The organism is Gordonia rubripertincta (assembly GCF_038024875.1).
Taxonomy (GTDB): Bacteria; Actinomycetota; Actinomycetes; order Mycobacteriales; family Mycobacteriaceae; genus Gordonia; species Gordonia rubripertincta.
In genome coordinates this window covers 1,556,572-1,576,738 of record NZ_CP136136.1, presented here as the reverse complement: position 1 = coordinate 1,576,738, position 20,167 = coordinate 1,556,572, and the positions used below count along the sequence as shown (strand labels likewise).

The following is a 20,167-nucleotide window of genomic DNA, read 5'->3' as shown; positions in this document are numbered from 1 at the left end:
TGACGGGGAGGTACGTGTGGCCGAAACACGATCATTCACGCTGTTCGACGATCTGGAGCTCCACATGCAGTTCGCGCCGGTGTGCCGGCTGTCGGACGGGGCGCTGGCCGCCGTCGAACTGCAGCTCCGTGGACCCGCCGGAACCCGTCTCGCCACCGCAGCCGCCCTCAAACGGGCCGCGCGCCTCGTCGAAGAGCATCCGGTTCTGGACGAACGCAAGCGCAAGATGGCTGCCAGCCCCCGTGCGCAGTCCCTGGCGAAGATCCTTCCGTTGCTGGTCAACCTCGATCTCGAGCTGATCGACAACCTCGACGCCGAGACGACCCGTACGCTCGAGCGTCACGTGATGATGGTTCTCCCGGACGCCGTCGAACGCAGCCCGCAGCGCACGCTCGCCCGGGTCGCGCGCGCCCGTGCGGCAGGCAAGATCATCTGCGTCGACGGCCTGGTCCGCAGCGAACACGCCGCGACCCTTCTCTCACTCGTCGAACCAGACATCATCGTGACCGGCGCCGAACTCCTGTCCAAGCAGGCCACCGCCGATGCCGCCCACCTCGCGCACGCGCTGGCCGCGCACACCGAACGAAGTCACGCCGTGGTGATCGCCGAGGGCGTCGACGACGAGTCGGCTCGCGTCACCGCACAGACGATGGGAGCTGCCTTCGGTATCGGCGACCTGTATCCCCCGGTGGCCGATCCCTCGACGCTCGCGACACGGACCATCGTGCCGCTGCCGGACATGCCGGTGTGGACGACGCCCGACCCGGACAAGTCGACGCCGTACCGCATCGCGTCGACCTCGATCGAGCCGCGCATGGGCAACAAGCGTCTGCTGATCGAGATGAGCAAGGCCCTGGAGCACCAGGCCGCGATCGGGGGCGCCGCCATCGTCCTGGGCACCTTCCAGTTCGCCGAGCACTTCACCCCGCGCACCGCCAAGCGGTGGCGGGAGATGTCGGCCAAGACCGGCCTGGCCGGCGTCTACGGCGTCGGGCTCCCCGACGTGCGGGACGGCAACGTGCACCGCGCACCGCTGGATCCCGAGGACGACCTGATCAACGAGTGGAACGTCGCGGTCCTGGGCCCGCACTTCGCCGCCCTGCTCTCCGCGCGCGACCAGCACGACGCGGGTCCCGACCTGGAGCGCACCTTCGAGTTCGTGCAGACCTATGACCGGATGACCGTCACCCAGGCGGTTCACTCGATCCTGGCCCGGTTCACCTGAGTTCCCGAGCGGAGCTCGATTTGGGATTGTCCCGAGCGGAGCTCGATTTGGGATTGTCACAGCATCGCTGACTACGATGCGCCTGTGCCGAAGTCGCCTGGAGTGTCCGAATCAGACGAGCCCACCGTCGGCGCCGATACCCCCGTAGAGCAGTCTCCTCACCGTTCCTCGCGACCCGTGGCGATCGTGGCCGCGGTTGCCGGACTGGTCGCCGTCGTCGCCGGTGTTCTGACGCCGTTCCTGCCGGTCAGCACGTCGACGGCGTCGGTCACCTGGCCGCAGGGCCAGGAGTTGGGCGCGGAGTCGGCATCGGTCACCGCGCCGCTGGTCGCGCAGACCGCGCGCGATGTACAGATCACCGTCCCGTGCCGGGTCATGGCCGCCACGCCGACCGATGCGTCCACCACGGTCCTCTCGACGATGCCGGCGAATGCCACCAAGGCGCGTGAGAACGGTCTCTTCGTCGTGGCCGACGGCTCGAACGTGACGGTGTCGGTCCGCAACAAGACGCTGGCCTCGGTGCCGCGGTCCGCGCTGGCCGAATGCGGCGAGCTGCGCATCTTCTCCGACGCCACCGCGACCGGCGCACAGTTCGTCGGGTTGCCGCCGGGTGCTGCGACGGCCGGTGGCGGCGACGTCGGCCTGGCCGAACCGTCGTCGAACCCGCAGATCGCCGGGGTGTTCACCGGCCTCACCACCGAGCAGGTCCGGACGTCGGGCATCGATGTGCGGATCGAGATCGACGACCGCTTCGACTCGTCGCCGTCGGTGATCAAGTGGCTCGTCATGATCGTCGGGATCATCGCGGCGATCGTCGCGCTGGTCGCCGTGGGCCGGCTCGACCGCATCCACGGCTACCACCGACGGGTGGGCGGCAGGCTCCGCTGGGGCACGGTGCTGCGCCCCACCCCGACCGACATCGGCGTCACGCTGACACTCGTCGTCTGGCACTTCCTGGGCGCGGGGTCGCCGGATGACGGCTACATCCTCAACATGGGCCGCAACGCGGCGGACGCCGGTTACCTGGCCGACTACTACCGCTTCTACGGCATCCCCGAGGCACCGTTCGACTGGTACTACAACTTCCTCGCCTACTGGTCGACGATCTCGACGACGGGCCTCTGGATGCGTCTGCCGTCGCTCATCGCCGGCCTCGCCGCCTGGTTCATCCTCAGCCGAGTTCTGCTGCCCCGTCTCGGCGGCGCCGTCCGCCGCTCGCAGTGGGCGATGCTGACCGGCGCCGCGGTGTTCCTGGCGTTCTGGCTGCCGATGTGTTCGGGCCTGCGCAGTGAGGGCATCATCGTGCTCGGCACGCTGCTCACCTGGTGGGCGGTCGAGGTGACGGTCTCCACCCGTCGCATGCTCCCCGCCGCGCTCGCCGCGCTCACCGCGCTGCTGACCCTGGCCCTGGCGCCTCACGGACTGATCGCGCTGGCGCTGTTGATCGCCAGCGCCCGGCCCCTGTTGCGCATCCTCGTCCGCCGTCGCCGGGAGAACGGCCTGTTGCCGCTCCTCGCACCGGTTCTCGGAGCAGGCGCGCTCGTCGTCATCGTGGTCTTCCGCGATCAGACGCTGGCGACGGTCTTCGAGGCGATCCGCATCCGCTACTCGGTCGGGCCGACGCTGGCCTGGTACCAGGAGCTGCTGCGCTACTACTTCCTGGCCGTCAACCACACCGATGGTGCGCTCGCACGACGCATCCCGGTGCTGCTGTTCGCCGTGTCGATGTTCCTCGTATTGGCGATCATGTTGCGCCGCAAGCGGATCGACGGTGTCGATCCCGGCGCGGTGTGGCGTGTCCTGGGCGCCTCGCTGCTGACGATCCTGCTGCTGTCGTTCACCCCGACCAAGTGGACGATCCAGTTCGGCATCTTCGCCGGTCTCGGCGCCGCACTGGCCGCCGTCGCCTGTGTCGCGATCGGTCAGGCCGCACGTCGCACGCTGCGCAACCTGTCGATCCTGATCGCCGGACTGCTCGTGGCGTGCGCCGCCGCCGCGGCCGGCAAGAACGCGTGGCCGTGGCCGTACAACTTCGGCATCGCCTGGTTCGACAAGGCGCCGGTCATCGCCGGCATGCAGGTCTCGACGGTGTTGCTCGCGCTGGCCGTCGTCGCGCTCGTGTTCGCCGTCTGGCAGCACCTGCGCATGGACTACGTGGACGAGACCGGTCTGGCCCATGCTCACGGTGCCGCACCGGCCGGTTGGCGCATCGGTGTCGCGTCGGCACCTATCGCGGTCATCGCCGTCCTCATCGTCGTGTGTGAGCTCGCGGTTTTCGCCAAGGCCGCCGTGAGCCGGGCCGACACGTTCACGGTGCTGTCGGCCAACCTGGACTCCCTGCGCGGCAACACGTGCGCCATGGCCGACGCTGTGCTCGTCGAGCCGGACCCCAACAAGGGCACGCTCACCCCGGCGGACGGCGGATCGGCGTCGAAGACCCTGGAGGGCGACTCGCATGGCTTCAGCCCGAATGGTGTGAAGCCCGACCTGACACCGCAGGCCGGTGCCCAGAAGCCCGGCGCCATGAACACCTCGGCCGATCTGTCCAAGACCTTCATCGTCTACGGCTCCAACCCCGGGACCGCCGGCGGCGAGGGCCCGCGCGGGGTCAACGGCAGTACCGCCGCACTCCCGTACGGCCTTGATCCCGCGACCACCCCGGTCATGGGCAGCTTCGAGACCAGCGACGGACAGGCGACGCTGACCACCGGGTGGTACCGCCTCCCGGATCGGAACGCCTCACCGCTGATCGTCGTCACCGCCGCGGGTGCCGTGTTCACCTACGACCGCGACGGTGTCCCGATCTTCGGACAGCAGTTGCAGGTCGAGTTCGGCCGCGAGGTCGACGGTCGGTTCGTCGAGGTCGGCGCACCGGCCGTCCCGATCGACGCCGAGCGCACCAACCGCCCGTGGCGCAACCTCCGCATCCCGATGGACCGGGTGCCCGCCGACGCGACGGTGATGCGCCTCGTGGCCAAGGACAACAACCTCGACGCCGACCAGTGGCTCGCGATCACGCCGCCGCGCGCTCCGGTCCTCGAGACCCTGCAGCAGGTGGTCGGTTCGACCGATCCGGTTCTCATCGACTTCGCCGCCGGTGCCTGGTTCCCGTGCCAGCGGCCGATGACGGCCCACGACGGCGTCTTCGACGTCCCGGACTGGCGAATCCTGCCGGAGTCCTGGATCGCCAACTCGCAGTCCAAGACCTGGATGGCCGCCGAGGACGGCGGCCTGCTGACGACGACCGAGGCACTGACCCGGCCGACGACGGTGGCGACATATCTCGACAACGACTGGTATCGCGAGTGGGGCAACCTGCAGCGACTCAACCCGCTGGTGCCGCAGGCGCGGCCGGCGGACGTGATGACCGGGGCGGCGACCACATGGGGATGGTCGCGCCCCGGCCCGATCAGGGTGGTGCCCCAAGATGACTGACCGCGTTGACGCTCCCATCGAAGCGGAGCACGACGACTCGCCGCCGGCGAAACGAGAGCAGAGTTTCTCCCAACGCAATGCGGGCAAGGCACGCATCGTCGCCATGGCGGCGGGCGCGCTCGGCATCCTGCTGGCGCTGCTGAGCCCGTTCCTGCCGGTCGACTACACGAAGTCCGAACTCGTCTGGCCGCAGCAGGGTTCGATCGCCAACGTCGCCGCACCGAACGTGTCGTTCGTGCCGGTGTCGATGGAGGTCTCCGTCCCTTGCGCGTTGGGTGCCTCACTCCCGCGCAACGGCGGCGTCCTGCTGTCGACGGTGCCCGAAGGCGGCGCGGAAGCCGGCAAGGTCGGCCTGTTCATCCGGGCCACCGCGGACAACCTGCAGGTCGTCCAGCGGAATGTGGTGCTGCTCAACACTCCTCGTGCACCCGCCCAGAACTCCCCCGACTGCCGGATCGTCGTCGTCGCCGACACCGACGGCAGCCGCGGCTCGATCCAGGGCGTGCCCGAGACCGACGGCTCGATCCACGAGTTCGATCTCAAGGACCCGAACGCGCGCCCGCAGATCATCGGCGTCTACTCCGGACTGCCGTCCAATGTGTCCACCGAGGGATTGTCCTTCCGGTCGACCATCGACACCCGATTCGTCTCCACCCCTACGACTCTGAAGTTCTGGCTGCTGGTACTGGGCGTGGCATCGACGATCCTGTCGCTCGCCGCCCTGGCGGTTCTCGACGCCCGCGACGCCCGCGGACACCACAAGATCTTCCCGGCCGGCTGGTGGCGGGTACGCCCGGTCGACGGCTTCGTCGCGCTCGTCCTGGGGATCTGGCTGTTCGTCGGCGGCAACACCGCCGACGACGGGTATCAGGTGACGGTGGGCCGGATCGCCCGCGAGGCCGGTTATCTCGACAACTACTACCGCTACTTCGGGGTGCCGCAGGATCCGTTCGGCTGGCATTACCAGTACCTGTCGGTGTGGATGGACATCAGCACGGCCACCCCATGGCTCCGCCTGCTGCCGTTCATGTTCGCGATGGCGTCCTGGTGGCTGATCTCCCGTGCCGCGATCCCCCGCCTGGGTCGCGCGGTCCGTGAGTCGACGCCCGCGGTCTGGGCTGCCGCCCTGGTCTTCCTCGCCGTGTGGATGCCGTACAACAACGGTCTGCGCGTCGAACCGCTGATCGCGCTCGGCACCCTGTTCACGTGGGTCTGCGTGGAACGGGCCATCGCCACCGGCCGGTTCTTGCCGCTGACGGTCGCCATCATCTCGGCGGCGTTCACACTGACGATCCACCCGACCGGTGTCATCGCGGCGATCGCTCTCGTCGCCGGAATCCGCCCCCTGCTCAAGCGGTTCATGGTGCGCCGCAAGCGCGATGGCGCACTTCCGTTGCTGCTGCCGATCCTGGCCGCGGGTCTGGCGGTGATGTTCGAGATCTTCGCCGACCAGCCACTCGCCCCGATCCTGGAAGCGGTGTCGGTCAACGGTCAGGTCGGTCCCACCAACAAGTGGTGGGAAGAGCCGATGCGCTACTACATGCTGATGAACCCGACCGCGGACGGCGGCATCGCCCGACGCTTCGGCGTCCTCATCGTGTTCACGTGCTTCATCCTCGTGGTGATCATGCTGCTCAACCGGCGTCGTCTGCCCGGGATCGCGACCGCGCCCACCTGGCGCCTGCTCGCCATGGTCGCGGGTTCGGTCGTGCTGATGGCCTTCTTGCCGACCAAGTGGACCCACCAGATGGGTGTGTACGCCGCGATCGGCGGCGCGCTGGCCGCGGTGGCGACCGCGTGTGCGGACCGGACGATCATGCGGCGGCGTCGGAACCGCACGCTGTTCGCGGCCGCCTGCGCCTACGTTCTCGCCCTGGCGTTCTCCGGACGTAACCAGTGGTGGTACGTCGGCAGCTACGGAATTCCTTGGCGCGACGCGGTTCCCGACGTCAAGGGCATCCCGCTCTGGACCGGCATCCTCGCCGTGGCCGTTGCGCTGACCCTGCTCGGCCTCTGGCAGCACTTCCGCGACGACTACGTCGACGAGGCCGCGCGTGCGGGATCGAAGACGCTGTTCTCGCGCCTGCGGAGCCCGTCGATCATCATCGTGTCGGCGATCATGCTGATGTTCACCCTGGTCTCGTTCGCGAAAGCCGACTGGACACAGCGCAACTCGTGGTCGTGGCTGAGCTCGAACGTGAACGCCCTCAAGGGCGAACCGTGTGCGCTCGCCGACGCCGTGCTCGTGGAGAACGATCCGACCGCCGGACTCCTGGCCCCGGCGCGCGTTGCCGGACAGAACAATCCGTCGCCGGGTGCGGCCCTTGCGGGCGCAGGCCTGGTGGGCTTCGATCCCAACGGCGTCGCGTCGGATCTCTCCGAGGACACCGAGGAGGAGTCCGACGACTCCGCGGGTACCTCGACCGCCGAGGTCGATCGCACGCAGACCGATCCGACCGAGGACGGCAGCAGCTCCGATGACACCACCACGTCGTCGACGACCGACACCAGCGGAGGCCGTACCGCACAGGCTGGCGTCAACGGCTCGACGGTGAAGCTGCCGTTCGGCCTGTCGCCGTCGAAGACCCCGGTCCTGGGCACCTACAACTCCCCCACCGGGACCGGAAGCCTCACCTCCGACTGGTATCAGCTGCCCGACGGCCGTTCCGACGCCCAGCCGCTGATCACCATGTCGGTGGCCGGTTACGTCGAGTACATCGACGACCTCGCGGTCGTCCGGCCGGGCCAGAAGGTCCGGCTGCAGTTCGGCCGAGTCGCGCCGGACGGCACGGTGGCCCCCGCCGGTCAGATGATCCCGCTCGACATCGGTGGCGCACCCGAGTGGCGCAACCTGCGTTTCCCGCTGGATCAGGCACCTCCGGGCGCCACCGTGGTCCGCGTGCTCGCCGAGGACACCTCGCCGCTGCGCGACCAGTGGCTCGCGGTGACCCCGCCGCGGGTGTCGTCGATGGAGACACTCAACAAGCTCGTCGGCAGCGAGGAACCGGTCCTCATCGATTGGGAGGCCGGACTGGCGTTCCCGTGTCAGCGGCCCGCTCAGGTCAAGAACGGCGTGCTCGAGACCCCGGTCTGGCGCATCTCCCCCGACCGCGAGGGCGAGCGGGTGAACTCGCAGCGCTGGATGTCCGGCGACGCCGGTGGTCCGCTCGGCATCATCGAGAACGAACTGCGCGGTCGCGTCTACCCGTCGTATCTGCGCAACGACTGGGCGAAGGACTGGGGCTCGCTCCAGGGCCTCACCCCGATCCTGCCGCAGAAGGACGCGGAGCTGATCGTCACGACCGAGACCCACAACGGCCTGTGGACACCGGGCCCGATGCGGGCGATCGGCAACTGACCCAACGCAAACCCACCCTCTTTCCGTAGACCCGCCCGCTCACCGGAAGGCGGGTCTACGGAAGAAGGGTGGGTTTGCGGCGCGGGGTGGGTGTGCGCGCTAGATCGGCATGAGGAAGTGCTTGCGCGGGGTCTTGAGGACCTGCTTGTCGCGCAACTGCGCCAACGCCTTTCGGAGCTGGAGGCGGGTCTCGGCGGGTTCGATCACCGCGTCGACGTAACCGCGTTCCGCCGCCAGGTAGGGCGTGGCCATCATCGTGTTGTAGAAGTCGATGAAGTCGCGGCGGACCTTGTCGGCCTCGGCGGCCGAGAGTCCCTCGGTCTGACGCCGCGTGAGCACCGCGGCGGCCGATTCGGCGCCCATGACGGCGATCTTGGCGGTCGGCCAGGCGAAGTTGATGTCGGCACCGAGGTGCTTGGACCCCATCACCGCGTAGGCGCCGCCATAGGCCTTGCGCAGCACCACGGTGACCTTGGGGACGTCGGCCTCCACGTAGGCGTAGAGGAAGCGACCCGACCGGCGGATGGTGCCCTTCTGCTCCTCGGCGAGGCCGGGGAGGATGCCCGGCGTGTCCACCAGGAACACGAGCGGGATGTTGTAGGCGTTGCAGATGCGGACGAACCGCGTCGCCTTCTCCGACGAATCGGTGTCCAGCACACCGGACATGACGCTCGGCTGGTTGGCGACGACGCCCACCGACCGGCCGTCGACGCGCGCGTAACCGGTGATGATGTTGGGCGCGAACAGTTCTCCGACCTCGTGGAAGGCGCCGTCGTCGAACAGCCGGATGATGATGTCCTTCATGTCGTACCCGGCGTTGTCGTTGTCCGGCATGAAGTCGTTGAGCGACAGATCCGACTCGGTGATCTCCGGCTCGAGGCCCGGGTTGATCACCGGCGGTTCCTCGTAGGCGCTCGACGGCATGTACTGCAAGTACTCGCGAACCCAGTCGAAGGCGGCCTTCTCGTCGGGCGCGATGTGGTGGATGTTGCCCCAGCGCGCCTGGTTGTGGGCGCTGCCCAGGTCCTCGGCGGAGATCTCCTCGCCGTTGACCTGCTTGAGCACGTCCGGGCCGGTGACGAACATGTAGGACTTGTCCTCGACGGCGACCAGGATGTCGGTGTTGGCCGGGGTGTAGACAGCACCGCCGGCGCACTTGCCGAGGATCACCGAGATCTGCGGTGCGAGACCGGAGAGCAGGTCGTTGCGTCGACCCATCTCGGCGTACCAGGCGAGCGAGGTGACGGCGTCCTGGATGCGGGCGCCGGCCGAGTCGTTGATGCCGACCATCGGGCAGCCGATCTTGCCCGCCCACTCCATCAGCGATGCGACCTTGCGGCCGAACATCTCACCGACGGTGCCGCCGAAGACGGTCTGGTCGTGCGAGAACGCGGCGACGGGGCGTCCGTGGACGAGGCCGTGACCGGTGACCACACCGTCGCCGTAACCGCTCTCCGCGGCGCCCGGCATCTTGGCGAGCGCGCCGATCTCGACGAACGTCCCGGGGTCGAACAGCATGGCCAGGCGTTCGCGAGGGGAACAGATCCCCTTCGCCGCACGCTTGGCGACTGCCTTCTCCCCTCCGGGTTCGCGAGCGGCCTCCAGCTTTTGCCGGAGGTCGGCGAGCTTGCCTGCGGTGGTGTCAGTCACGGTCCTTCACTTTCTACGCGACCACGATGTCTCGTTGAAGCTACTTCTTATCAAGCTCGCCGAGACGCGTGGCCAGATCGGCGCCGATCTTGGCGATGTACGGCTCGTCGACGATCGACAGGTGGTCACCACCGACGTGGATGATCTCGAGGTCGTCGACGACCTCGCCCCACCGGCCGTCCTCGTCGATCTCGGCCCACTGCGGTTCGAGCTCGATCGCCCCGGCGTGCATCTTGTCGGCGCGGTACAGCACGACCTTGCCGTCGTACGGTTCCGGCGCGATGTTGCTGAGCACGCGGTTCTCGATGAACGAGGTCCGCTGGTGTTCGATGATGCCGCCGGGGATCTTGGTGCCCGACATCGACATCATCTCCATGATGATCGCGAACTGTCCCTCGTCGTCGGCCTCGACGAGCCGCTCCATCGGGATCGGCACGTCCGGGTCGAGGTCGTAGTTGCGGATCGCGAACTCTTTCCACCGCTCCAGGCGGGCCCGTTTGGTATCGGGGGTCTCGGTCATGTCCTCCCGCGGACGCACGACGTCGATCAGGCCTACGAAGGCGACCTCTTCACCGGCTTCGCGGAGAACCTGGGCGACCCCGTAGGCGAGGGCACCACCGAACGACCAACCGACCAGCACGTACGGCCCGTTCGGCTGCAGTTCACGCAGACGCGGGATGTATTCGCGGACACGGTCTTCGATCGTTCCCTCGACGCCGCGGTCGAAACCGATGACCGGCCGGTCGTCGGGCAGACGCTTGAGCAGCGCCTCGTACGACGAGGTGTTGCCGCCGGCCGGGTGGAACAACAGGATCGGGGTCGGGTCGCCCGCTGCGGGGTCGTAGACCTTCTTGTCCTCGGGAACCAGACGCAGGTAGCGCAGGAATCCGTCGGTCGACGCGCCGGCATCGAGGTGCTCGCGAACGTAGTTCGACATCTCCTCGATGGTCTCCGAGTCGAGGATGTCCTCGACGTCGATGTCGCCACCGGTGCGCTCGTTGAGGCGGTCGGTGAGCTGCTGGGCCATCTCCTCCGACAGGACCGGCAGCTTGTTGAAGATGCCACCCGCGGACTTCTTGGTCACGACCGCGTAGGTGCCGAAGGTCAGACGCTCGGCCGCATCACGCGGCGGGACATCCGAACCCGCGGCCTCGGCGACGGCCTTCTGCGAGGTGATGTCGGTGGCCGGCTTCGGCTCCGGCGTGGGCTCGGGAGCCGTGACCGGTTCCGGGTCGGTGCCCGGCGAGGTCGCGACGGCGTCCTCGACGTCGACGACGTCCTGGGCCACCTCCTGCTTCGGCTCCGGCGATTCCTCCACGGCCGGCACGCCCGACGATGCGTCCTTGGCATTCTGCTCGTCGATGTAGGCGTTGAGCGCCGCCGTGTCGAGTTCGCCTCCGCTGCCGGCGTTCTCGGCGAGGTCGTCGAGCTGGTCGCGGTGGGTGACCGCGAACTCGACGAACTTCTGGACGTCGGCCAGGTTCGCCTGCCGCATCGCCTGCAGCTGCAGCTGCGGGATGTCGAACTCGTACTCGACGCGGTTCTTGATCCGCACGGCCATCAGCGAATCGAGGCCCAGCTCGATGAGCGGGATCTCGCGCGGCAGGTCCTCGGGGTCGTAACCCATCGACTCGCCGACGATGATCGCGAGGCGATCGCCCACGGTCTCACCGGATTCCGGATTCCACTTGTTGCCGATGTCGTCGACGATCTCGTCCTCGACGACGACCTTGTCGTCGGCGAACGCCGCGGCACCGGACTCGGCGGCCGACGCCGGGGCGGACACCGCGCCGGCGGTCTCGTCGAGGTCACCGGTCACCACGGCCTCGAAGAGCAGGCGGAAGTTTCTGTCCGCCTTCACATGCAGACTCACCGACGCGCCACCCGGATGCGGGCTCAGCGTGGTGGTGACCGTGCCGCCCGTCGGGATCTCACCGTGCGACACCGCGGCGCCGACCGAGGCGTTCTTCAAGACCTGAGCGGCGGCGGCGTGCACCAGCGCGCGCGGGTCGGTGACGGCGGCGGCGTTGACCTCCCAGGCGTGCCGACCGTCGGGCAATGCGACATGCGAGCCGGGAACCGAACCGGCCGAGCCACCCGAGGACAACTGCGCCTTGAGCCAGAACTCCTTGCGCTCGAAGCGGGTCCGCGGGATGGCCGCGTAACCACCGGCGCCGAACAACGACGCGACGTCGACCGGGTGGCCGTGCACGTACAGCTTCATCAGGGCGTTGACCAGACCAAAGCTCTCGTCTTCCTTGCGGCGCAACGTCTCGATGAGCTCGGCGTCGTGCAGACCGGCCGAGAAGGTCACGGCGGCAACGGAGATCAGGACCGCCGGGTTGGGCGACAGCTCCAGGAAGGTGCGGTGGCCGTTCTCCACCGACTTCTGGATGGCCTGGCTGAACCACACGCTGTGGCGCAGACCCTTGAGGAAGTAGTCGATGGTGTGGACCGGCTCGTGACCCGCGCGGTAGAACACCTCGCGGTCGACCGAGCTGTAGAACCCGGTGGTCAGGCGCCGCGGCTCGATGCCGGTGAGCTCGTAGGCGAGTTCACCGAGGATCGGGTCCATCTGCGAGGTGTGGCTCGCGCCCTTGGTCTGCAGCTTGCGGCCGAGTTTGCCTTCGGCCTCGGCGCGCGCGACGATCGCGTCGACCTGCGACTCCGGCCCACCGATGACGGTGTGCGTCGGCGCCGCATAGACGCAGATCTCGAGGTCGGGGTAGTCGACGAGGACTTCGTTGATGTCCTCGGCGCTGTACTCGACCAGCGCCATCAGGCGGATGTCGTCGCCCTGCAGCATCGACTCGCCCTCGCCCATCAGGCGCGAACGCTGGCAGATGACGCGGGTCGCGTCTTCCAGCGACAGGCCGCCACTGATGTAGGAGGCCGAGGCCTCGCCCATCGAATGCGGCACCAGCACACCGGGTTCCGCGCCATGGTGGCGCAGCGTGTCGGCGAGTGCGACCTGGATGGTGTAGATGCCGACCTGGCTGGTCTCGATGCCGTAGGTCTGCTCGTCGTCGAGGAACATCTGGGCGATCGAGTAACCCAGCTCGTTCTGGATCAGCGCATCGACGCGGTCGACGTACTTCGCGAAGATCGGGTTCTCGGTGTAGAGCTGCTTGGCCATCTTGCGGTGCTGCGAACCGAAGCCCGACAGCAGCCACACGGCCGACGCCGCATCAGGCGAATCCGACGAGTAGACAAGGGGATTGCCCTTGCCATCGGCGATCGCACGGACACCGGTGATGGCGTCCTCGTGCGTACGGGCCATCACCACCGCACGCGAACGACCGTGGTTGCGGTGTGCGAGCGCGCGCCCGATGTCGGCGAGCGGGGTGGCCCGGCCCTCGTCGGATTCGAGCCACTCGAGCAGGTCGGCAGCGGTCCTGCGGCGGCGCGACGGCAGGAAGCCGGAGAGCACCAGCGGGACCACCGAACCCTCGACGGCACACGGCGCGAAGCCTTCGGCCGGGTCGGCCGCGGTCTCGGCGACCTCCGGCTCGACGTGGCGCGCCTGGGCGGCCAGTACGGCCCGCTCGGCGTCGGTCAGGAACTCGTCCTCGTCGTCGAGATCCGGTTCGCCGGGCAGCGATCCGGTGGCGGGGAGCTCCGACGCCGCCGCGTCGACCGCAACCGTCTCCGGCTTCAGATCGCTCGGCAGGACCTCGCGGACCACCACGTGGGCGTTGGTGCCGCCGAAACCGAAACCGGAGATGCCGGCGACGGCGTGGCCCGAGTAGCGGGGCCACTCGGTGGTCTCCGGGATGACCTTGAGGTTGGTCGCGTCGAACTGGATGTACGGGTTGGGGCCGCTGTAGTTGCGCGACGCCGGGATGACGCCGTTCTTCAGCGCGAGGACGACCTTGGCGATCGCACCCGCACCCGCGGCGGATTCCATGTGTCCGTAGTTGGTCTTCACCGAACCGAGCAGCATCGGCTTGTCGGCGGTGCGGCCGCGACCGACGACGCGTCCGAGGGCGTCGGCCTCGATCGGGTCACCGAGGATGGTGCCGGTGCCGTGGGCCTCGACGTAGTCGACGGTGCGCGGGTCGATCGCCGCGTCGGTGTACGCCGAACGCAGCACCTCGACCTGGGCCTCGGGGTTCGGGGCGGGCAGACCGTTGGAACGACCGTCGGAGTTGACGGCCGAGCCCGCGATGACCGCGAGGACGTCGTCGCCGTCGCGGCGGGCGTCGGCCATGCGCTTGAGCACGACGAGACCACCGCCTTCGGCGCGGATCATGCCGTCGGCGTCGGCGGAGAAGGCCTTGATGTGGCCGTCCTTGGCCTGCGCGCCGATCCGGTCGAAGCCGAGGGTCGCGGCGGGGGTGAGCAGCATGTTGACGCCGCCGGCGAGGGCGACGTCGGATTCGCCGGTGCGGAGGCTGCGGACCGCCTGGTGAATCGCCACCAATGACGACGAGCACGCGGTGTCGATGGCGATCGACGGTCCGCGGAAGTCGTAGAAGTAGGAGACGCGGTTGGCCACGATGGCCGTCGAGGTACCGGTCAGCGCGTAGGCCGCGGTGTCCTCGGCGCCCTCACCGAGGCCGAGGGTCGCGAGCAACTGGTAGTCGTTGGTCGACGTACCGATGAACACACCGACCGGGGCACCCTTGAGGTCGCTCGGAGGAATGTGGGCGTGCTCGAGCGCCTCCCAGGTGAGTTCCAGCGCGAGCCGCTGCTGCGGGTCGACCATCTCGACCTCGCGCGGGCTCATCTGGAAGAAGTCGGCGTCGAACGACCGCACGTCGTCGAGGTAGCCGCCCTTGATGTTCGACGACTCCAGGATCTCGGCGAAACGCGGATCGGAGGTGAACTCGGTCCACCTGCCCTCGGGCAGGTCGGAGATGCCGTCGACACCGCCGACGAGCGCCTCCCAGGTCGACTCCGGGGTGGTGCCGGACTTGGGGAAGCGGGTCGACAGACCGACGATCGCGATGTCGTCGTCCGCGCTTCGCTCGCGCTGCCAGAACGTGTCGGCCGTGTCGTCGAGACCTTCGTCGGGATCGCCGTCGATGATGCGCTGGGCCAACGACGAGATCGTCGGGTGGTTGTAGACAACCGTGGCGGTCAGGATGACCCCGGTCTTGTCCTCGACGTCGGCGGCAAGTGCCACCGCATCGCGCGAGGACAGCCCGAGCTCTTCCATCGGGCGGTCGACGTCGATCTGGCCGATCGCCACGCCGGTCGCCTGCGACACCCATTCGCGCAGCCAGTCCCGCAACTCGTCGACGGTGAGGTCACCGGCGGTCTCACCGGGGGTGGCCTCGGCGCCGGCGGGTGCAGCGCTCGCGTCGGCGGTTGCTCCGTCTACCGAACCGGGGGTCTCGAAGGACGAATCGTCGGGCAGATCGGTGCTGCGTGACTCGTCGGTATTCAGTTCAGACATCGCTTCCAGACTACTGCTCTCGTCGGCACCCGAAACCGGATGCCGGGTGACTGTTGTGGACGATCACCGACACCGCGGCCGTGAACGGGTGGCCGGACGCGCTATTCCGCCGCGTCCGGGAACGCCGTCTGCTTGTAGCCGCCGCGCAGGCTGCCGTCGATGTAGGCGGCACGGGTTGCCCGGCGGGCGATCTTGCCCGACGAGGTACGCGGGATGGAGCCGGCGGGAACCAGCAGGACGTCCCGGGCCATGACGCCGTGACGCTGCGCGATGGCGGCACGCACGGTGTCGGCGACCTCCTGCGGATCGGCCTTGCGGCCCGGACCACGCTCGGCGACGATGACCAGCTGCTCGGAGGCATCGTCGGGATCGGGGGTCAGACCGCTGCCGGCGAACTCGAAGACCACGGCGGGCAGCTGGTTCGCCGGCACCGAGAAGGCGGCGACGAAGCCCGGACGCAGCGCGGCGCTGGCCTCCTGGGCGCTGTACTCGAGGTCCTGCGGGTAGTGGTTGCGTCCGTCGACGATCACCAGGTCCTTCACGCGACCGGTGATGTAGAGCTCACCCTCGAGCCACACACCGTAGTCGCCGGTCCGCATCCACAGGCCGTCGGCCGGGGCACCCTCGGAGTGGCTGCCCTCCGCGAGCGGGGTGACGAGCTTGTTGTGGAAGGTCTCCTCGGTCTCGGCCGGCTTGTTCCAGTAACCGGCGCCGATGTTGAGGCCGTGCAGCCAGATCTCACCGACGTGACCGTCGGGACGTTCGGAGGCCGTCTCGGGGTCGACGATGACCGCCCACTGGCTCACCGCGACCTGGCCGCAGGACACCTGGGCGACCGAGTTCGGCGTGCCCTCCTCGACGACGGTCAGCTTGCCGGCGTTGAGATCGTCGCGGTCGACGTAGATGACCTTGGCCTCGTTCTCGCGTTGGGTCGCGGAAACGAACAGAGTGGCCTCGGCCATGCCGTAGCAGGGCTTGATGGCGGTCTTCGGCAGTCCGTAGGGCGCGAAGGCCTCGTTGAACTTCTTCATGGAGCTGACCGTGACCGGCTCCGACCCGTTGATCAGGCCGATGACGTTCGACAGGTCGAGTTCCTCACCTTCCTTGGGCAGACCACGCGCGGCGGCGTGCTCGAAGGCGAAGTTCGGGGCCGCGGCGTAGGTCTCCGCGCCGTCGGCGGCCGCGGCGAGTTCCTTGATCCAGCGGCCGGGCCGGCGGACGAACGCCTGCGGGCTCATGATCGTGATGTAGCGGCCGCCGAGCGCCGGCAGGATCACGGTCAGCAGACCCATGTCGTGGAACATCGGCAGCCAGGTGACACCGCGCGCGTTGCGGTCGATCTGGATGGTGTCGGAGATCTGCAGGACGTTCGCGGCGACCGCCTGGTAGGTGATCTCCACGCCCGCGGGGACGCGGGTCGAACCGGACGTGTACTGCAGGTACGCGACGGTGTCCTTGTTGTGGTCCTTGCCCGCGACCGGGGCGACCCAGCTCGAACCCACCGAATCGGGCACCGCGTCGACGGCGATGACGCGCGGGCGCTCCTTGGCCGGCAGCGGCGCGAAGAAGTCGCGGACCGCCTCGGCGGACTTGGTGGAGGTGAGGATCGCGGTCGGCTTGCAGTCGTCGAGGACGGCGTGCAGACGATCGGTGTGCCCGGGCTCGTCGGGCGAGAACAGCGGCACCGCGACGTTGCTGGCATACAGGGCGGAGAAGAACCCGATCACGTACTCGAGCGACTGCGGCGCGAGGATCGCAACACGGTCACCGGGCTTGGTGACCTGCTGCAGGCGTGCGGCTACAGCGCGCAGGCGCTTGCCGAACTGCGCCCAGGTCAGGTCCTGCGCTTCGCCGTCGCGCTCGCGGCTGTAGTCGATGAAACGGTAGGCCAGCGTGTCGGCCTGCTCTCGTACGTTCTGCTCGACGTAGTCGACAAGCGTTGCTTCCTCGGTGAAAGAGATGTTCCCCGTCTCATCGAGAAAGTCTTCGAGTTCAGTCTTCAGCATTCATTACTCCTGTGGCCCCCTCGTGGACTCCCCCACGCGAGTGCAGTTCCCCGGTGACGTCCTTCGGCGACAACACCCGGCGCTTCTGCCATCCACGTCCTGTGCCGACCGCGGGATACGGTAGCGCACGTCCAGTTACACAACGAAAAGCTTGTGATCGTCATGGTCAGCTTTGAAAAAGCGTACGTCGGCCATCCGGCGTACACATTCGATTCGACGACCCACCACCTCGCGGTTCACTCGCGAGACAAACGGCCATCCTACTCCCCCTTCAACTGGGCCAGCACGGGCGCAAAGGCGTCCATCTGGGGTGGGGAAGACCCCGACGTAGGACATGGTCGTCCGGCGGCGGACCTCGCGGATCTGATCCGCGATCTCCTCGAAACTGCCGATCGCGATGTACGGCGAGGACAACACGTCGTCGACGGTGAACTCGGTGTCGTGCGCGATGTTCGGCGGATAGCCCTGTTCGAGGGCCTTCAGCGCCATCTCGGCGGTCGCCACGCGATCGTCGGTGATGACGATGACGGCGATGGTCCAGTTCAGCTCGATCTCGTCGAAGCGATCACCCGCGGCCTGGCGGATGCGGTCGACGCGTTCGGCCGTCTTCTCGATGGTCATGTCCGACAGCTTCATCTTGCCGTCGGGCGTGGTGCCCGGGGCGACGGAGATGATGTCGGCGTGCTTTGCGGCGAGAGCCAGCATCTTGGGTCCGCCACCGCCGACCGCGATCGGCGGGCGAGGCCCCTGACGGGGTCGCGGGCTGCCCTCGAGGCAGTTGATCTGGTAGAACTCGCCGTCGAAGTCGACGGTCTCGCCGCGCATGAGGCCGTCGAGGATGGTCAGCGCCTCGTCGAGCCGGCGGATGCGGACGCCTGGGGACTCGAACTCGATCCCCGCCTTGTCGAACTCTTCCTTCATCCAGCCTGCGCCGATGCCGAGCTCGAGTCGCCCCTTGCTCAGCACGTCGATAGTGGTGGCCTCCTTGGCCAGCAGCGCCGGGTGGCGGAAGCCGTTGGCCAGCACCGACGTCGCCAGCCGGATCGTGCTGGTGGCCTGGGTCAGCGCACCGAGCGCGGCCAGCGGACCGACCTGGTTGCCCAGGTGATCGGGCACCGCGAAGGTGTCGTAGCCGTACTCCTCGGCGGTCTGGGCCAGCTTGACGAACTTGCGGGCTCCGCCCTCGTCCTTGTTGCCCTCACCACCCGCACCGAAGCGGAACTTGCGCAGACCGGAGGAGCTGCCACCCGCATCATTCGGGGGTTGCGTCATCGCTGTCCTCTCCTCGTGTCCGGCCGTCGAGGACGCCGTCCGGCATCCTGTGTCGTTCGCCCGGACGAAGCCCGGGCCAGCCCAACACGTTAATGCAGCGTGACGGCCCCGCAAAACGAATCGGTGGTGTTGGCGACCGGGTTACCGCGAGTTCGCCGACCGCGGGACGTCGAGGGGTCACTCGTGCGCGGGACGCGGGGCCTCGTCGATGAGATCCCGAGCCCACGCGTACATCCACTGGGTCGCGGTGCGACCGTCGGCCTCCCAGTACTTGGGGGTGGCATACATCGCGTGGATCGGGTTGCTCGCGGCATTGGCCAGCTTCGACACGGCGGCGAGCGGATTGAGGACCGTCGGCGAATCGCAGATGAGATCGCCTGGCGCACAGATGGACTGCACGCGGTCCTCGAGGTCGCCGAAGCCGCCGTTGCGCGGGCCGGTCATGGTGATGCCGGGGACGATGTTGCCCATGCCGCCGAGCGCGATCTCGGCGCCGACGCCGTCTGGGCTGGGGTCCACGTCGTTCTGCTTGCCAGGCTGACGACGCCCGTCGGCGATGAGTCCGACTCCGAGAACGAGATCCTGATCACCGTCTTCGAGCACACCCCGGCCGTTGCCGATGTTGCTGGCGAGATCGCCCGCGATCACCGCGCCCTGACTGAAGCCCATGAGCACGTAGCTGGTGAGCGGGCAGCGCTTGTTGGTGTTGATGATCTTGCCGGCCGCACGCTGGTACCCCTGTGTGCGCGAGACGTTGTAGTCGGCCTGACGGTCGGCGAGGTTCGTCGGATTCCGGAACTGTGCGGTGTAGGGCACCGTGTAAATCTCGGTCCGTGACGAGTCGAACTCCTTCGACAACGCGCGTGAGACCCGCAACATCAGCGAGTTCGGGTTGGCCGAGGGCGCGTACGGGTCGTCGGTCGGACTCGACTCCCAGGTGCCGGGGATCACCACGGTCAGCACATCGGGACAGTCCGCGGGCTGCGCCTCTGGACGTTCCTTCGACGGGGTCGACGGCGTCTGGGGTCCGATCGGCGGGACCGGTCCGGGCTTCAGCCAGACCAGGACGAGCAGCACGATGAGCACGATCGCGATGACCGCGAGCGCGAGCAGGAAGAGGGAGAACTTCCCCAACCGCCGGGCGGGGCTCTTCCGAGCGCGACCCGCGGTGCGTCTGGCCATCACGTCAGCAGTAGTGCTGTTCTGCCGCGCGAATCACCTTGTCGGCCTTGGTGTTCGCCTCTTCGACGGTCTTTGTGCCCGGCCCGACCGATGCGGTGACGAAGGCCTTCACCATGCCCGGGTCGGTGCCCTTCTGTTTGGCGCCGCACACGTACTTTGCCATGGTGAGCGAGACGGAGTGGTCGCTGTCGCCCATGAAGGTGACGTTGTCCGCCTTCAGCGCCGCGAGGTAGGCCTTGGCCTTGGCGTCGAGCGGAGCACCATTCGGCCCCGGGAAGTCGTCCGGGACCTTGGTGCTCGGATTGGGCTCGGTCTCGGGCAGCTGCGAAGCGGTGCCCGACGGCGCGTCCGAGACCTTGGTGGTCGGCTCGGCCGAGGCCGAACCCGACGCGGGCGTGGACGAACCCGCGGCCGAGTACAGCGACGTGGTGGTGACCGGGTTGTTGGTGATCGGCGCACTGGCCGTCGAATCGTCGGAGCACGCCGAGACCGAACCGAGCGCGAGTGCGAGTCCCGCCAAGGGCAGCACCAGCCGAGCACACTTCGTTGTCATCGCCACTTCCTGTCGAACCTCTATCCCGCCGGACGCGGCACAGTCGGACACTGCACCGCACGCCCCGCCAGGCTACCGTCCCAAC

General features: G+C 68.1%; 8 protein-coding genes and 1 pseudogene. 3 read left to right on the top strand and 6 right to left on the bottom strand.

Annotated elements, in window-relative coordinates; genetic code table 11:
* Positions 1-16: 16 nt before the first annotated feature.
* The 3 genes from RVF83_RS07060 to RVF83_RS07050 all read left to right on the top strand — a co-directional run bounded on the left by RVF83_RS07060 (position 17) and on the right by RVF83_RS07050 (position 8,018).
* Entirely contained in the window at positions 17-1,225 is a 1,209-nt protein-coding gene (locus tag RVF83_RS07060; protein WP_005199219.1) for a DICT sensory domain-containing protein, read from the top strand.
* 177 nt (positions 1,226-1,402) lie between these two features.
* Positions 1,403-4,660, top strand: a complete 3,258-nt coding sequence (locus RVF83_RS07055) for an arabinosyltransferase domain-containing protein (RefSeq protein ID WP_005199220.1) — start codon at positions 1,403-1,405, stop codon at positions 4,658-4,660.
* The gene (locus RVF83_RS07050; protein WP_005199221.1) at positions 4,653-8,018 is read left to right on the top strand and encodes an arabinosyltransferase domain-containing protein; all 3,366 of its coding nucleotides are present in this window, start codon (positions 4,653-4,655) and stop codon (positions 8,016-8,018) included. Before RVF83_RS07055 ends, RVF83_RS07050 begins: the two co-directional genes overlap by 8 nt.
* A 99-nt stretch (positions 8,019-8,117) precedes the next feature.
* Here RVF83_RS07050 and RVF83_RS07045 read toward each other — a convergent pair whose 3' ends face one another.
* The 6 genes and pseudogenes from RVF83_RS07045 to RVF83_RS07020 all read right to left on the bottom strand — a co-directional run bounded on the left by RVF83_RS07045 (position 8,118) and on the right by RVF83_RS07020 (position 20,082).
* Positions 8,118-9,668, bottom strand: coding sequence for an acyl-CoA carboxylase subunit beta (locus RVF83_RS07045; RefSeq protein WP_005199222.1), 1,551 nt, complete (start codon positions 9,666-9,668; stop codon positions 8,118-8,120).
* A gap of 40 nt (positions 9,669-9,708) precedes the next feature.
* The gene (pks13, locus tag RVF83_RS07040; protein WP_005199223.1) at positions 9,709-15,069 is read right to left on the bottom strand and encodes a polyketide synthase Pks13; all 5,361 of its coding nucleotides are present in this window, start codon (positions 15,067-15,069) and stop codon (positions 9,709-9,711) included.
* 101 nt (positions 15,070-15,170) lie between these two features.
* A complete protein-coding gene (gene fadD32, locus RVF83_RS07035) occupies positions 15,171-17,075 on the bottom strand; it encodes a long-chain-fatty-acid--AMP ligase FadD32 (protein WP_005199224.1) in 1,905 nt (634 codons plus the stop codon).
* 260 nt (positions 17,076-17,335) lie between these two features.
* A pseudogene (locus RVF83_RS07030) lies at positions 17,336-18,347 on the bottom strand (LLM class F420-dependent oxidoreductase).
* A gap of 177 nt (positions 18,348-18,524) precedes the next feature.
* Positions 18,525-19,532, bottom strand: coding sequence for a cutinase family protein (locus RVF83_RS07025; protein WP_005199226.1), 1,008 nt, complete (start codon positions 19,530-19,532; stop codon positions 18,525-18,527).
* 1 nt (position 19,533) lies between these two features.
* Complete coding sequence (locus RVF83_RS07020; RefSeq protein WP_005199227.1) at positions 19,534-20,082, bottom strand: DUF732 domain-containing protein; 549 nt, start codon at positions 20,080-20,082, stop codon at positions 19,534-19,536.
* Between the last annotated feature and the right edge of the window lie 85 nt (positions 20,083-20,167).

Bases quoted from the DNA above. Each gene is read 5' to 3' on its own strand.
- RVF83_RS07050 (WP_005199221.1), top strand. From the start codon at position 4,653: ATGACTGACCGCGTTGACGCTCCCATCGAAGCGGAGCACGACGACTCG.
- pks13 (WP_005199223.1), bottom strand. From the start codon at position 15,069: ATGTCTGAACTGAATACCGACGAGTCACGCAGCACCGATCTGCCCGAC.
- fadD32 (WP_005199224.1), bottom strand. From the start codon at position 17,075: ATGCTGAAGACTGAACTCGAAGACTTTCTCGATGAGACGGGGAACATC.
- RVF83_RS07020 (WP_005199227.1), bottom strand. From the start codon at position 20,082: ATGACAACGAAGTGTGCTCGGCTGGTGCTGCCCTTGGCGGGACTCGCA.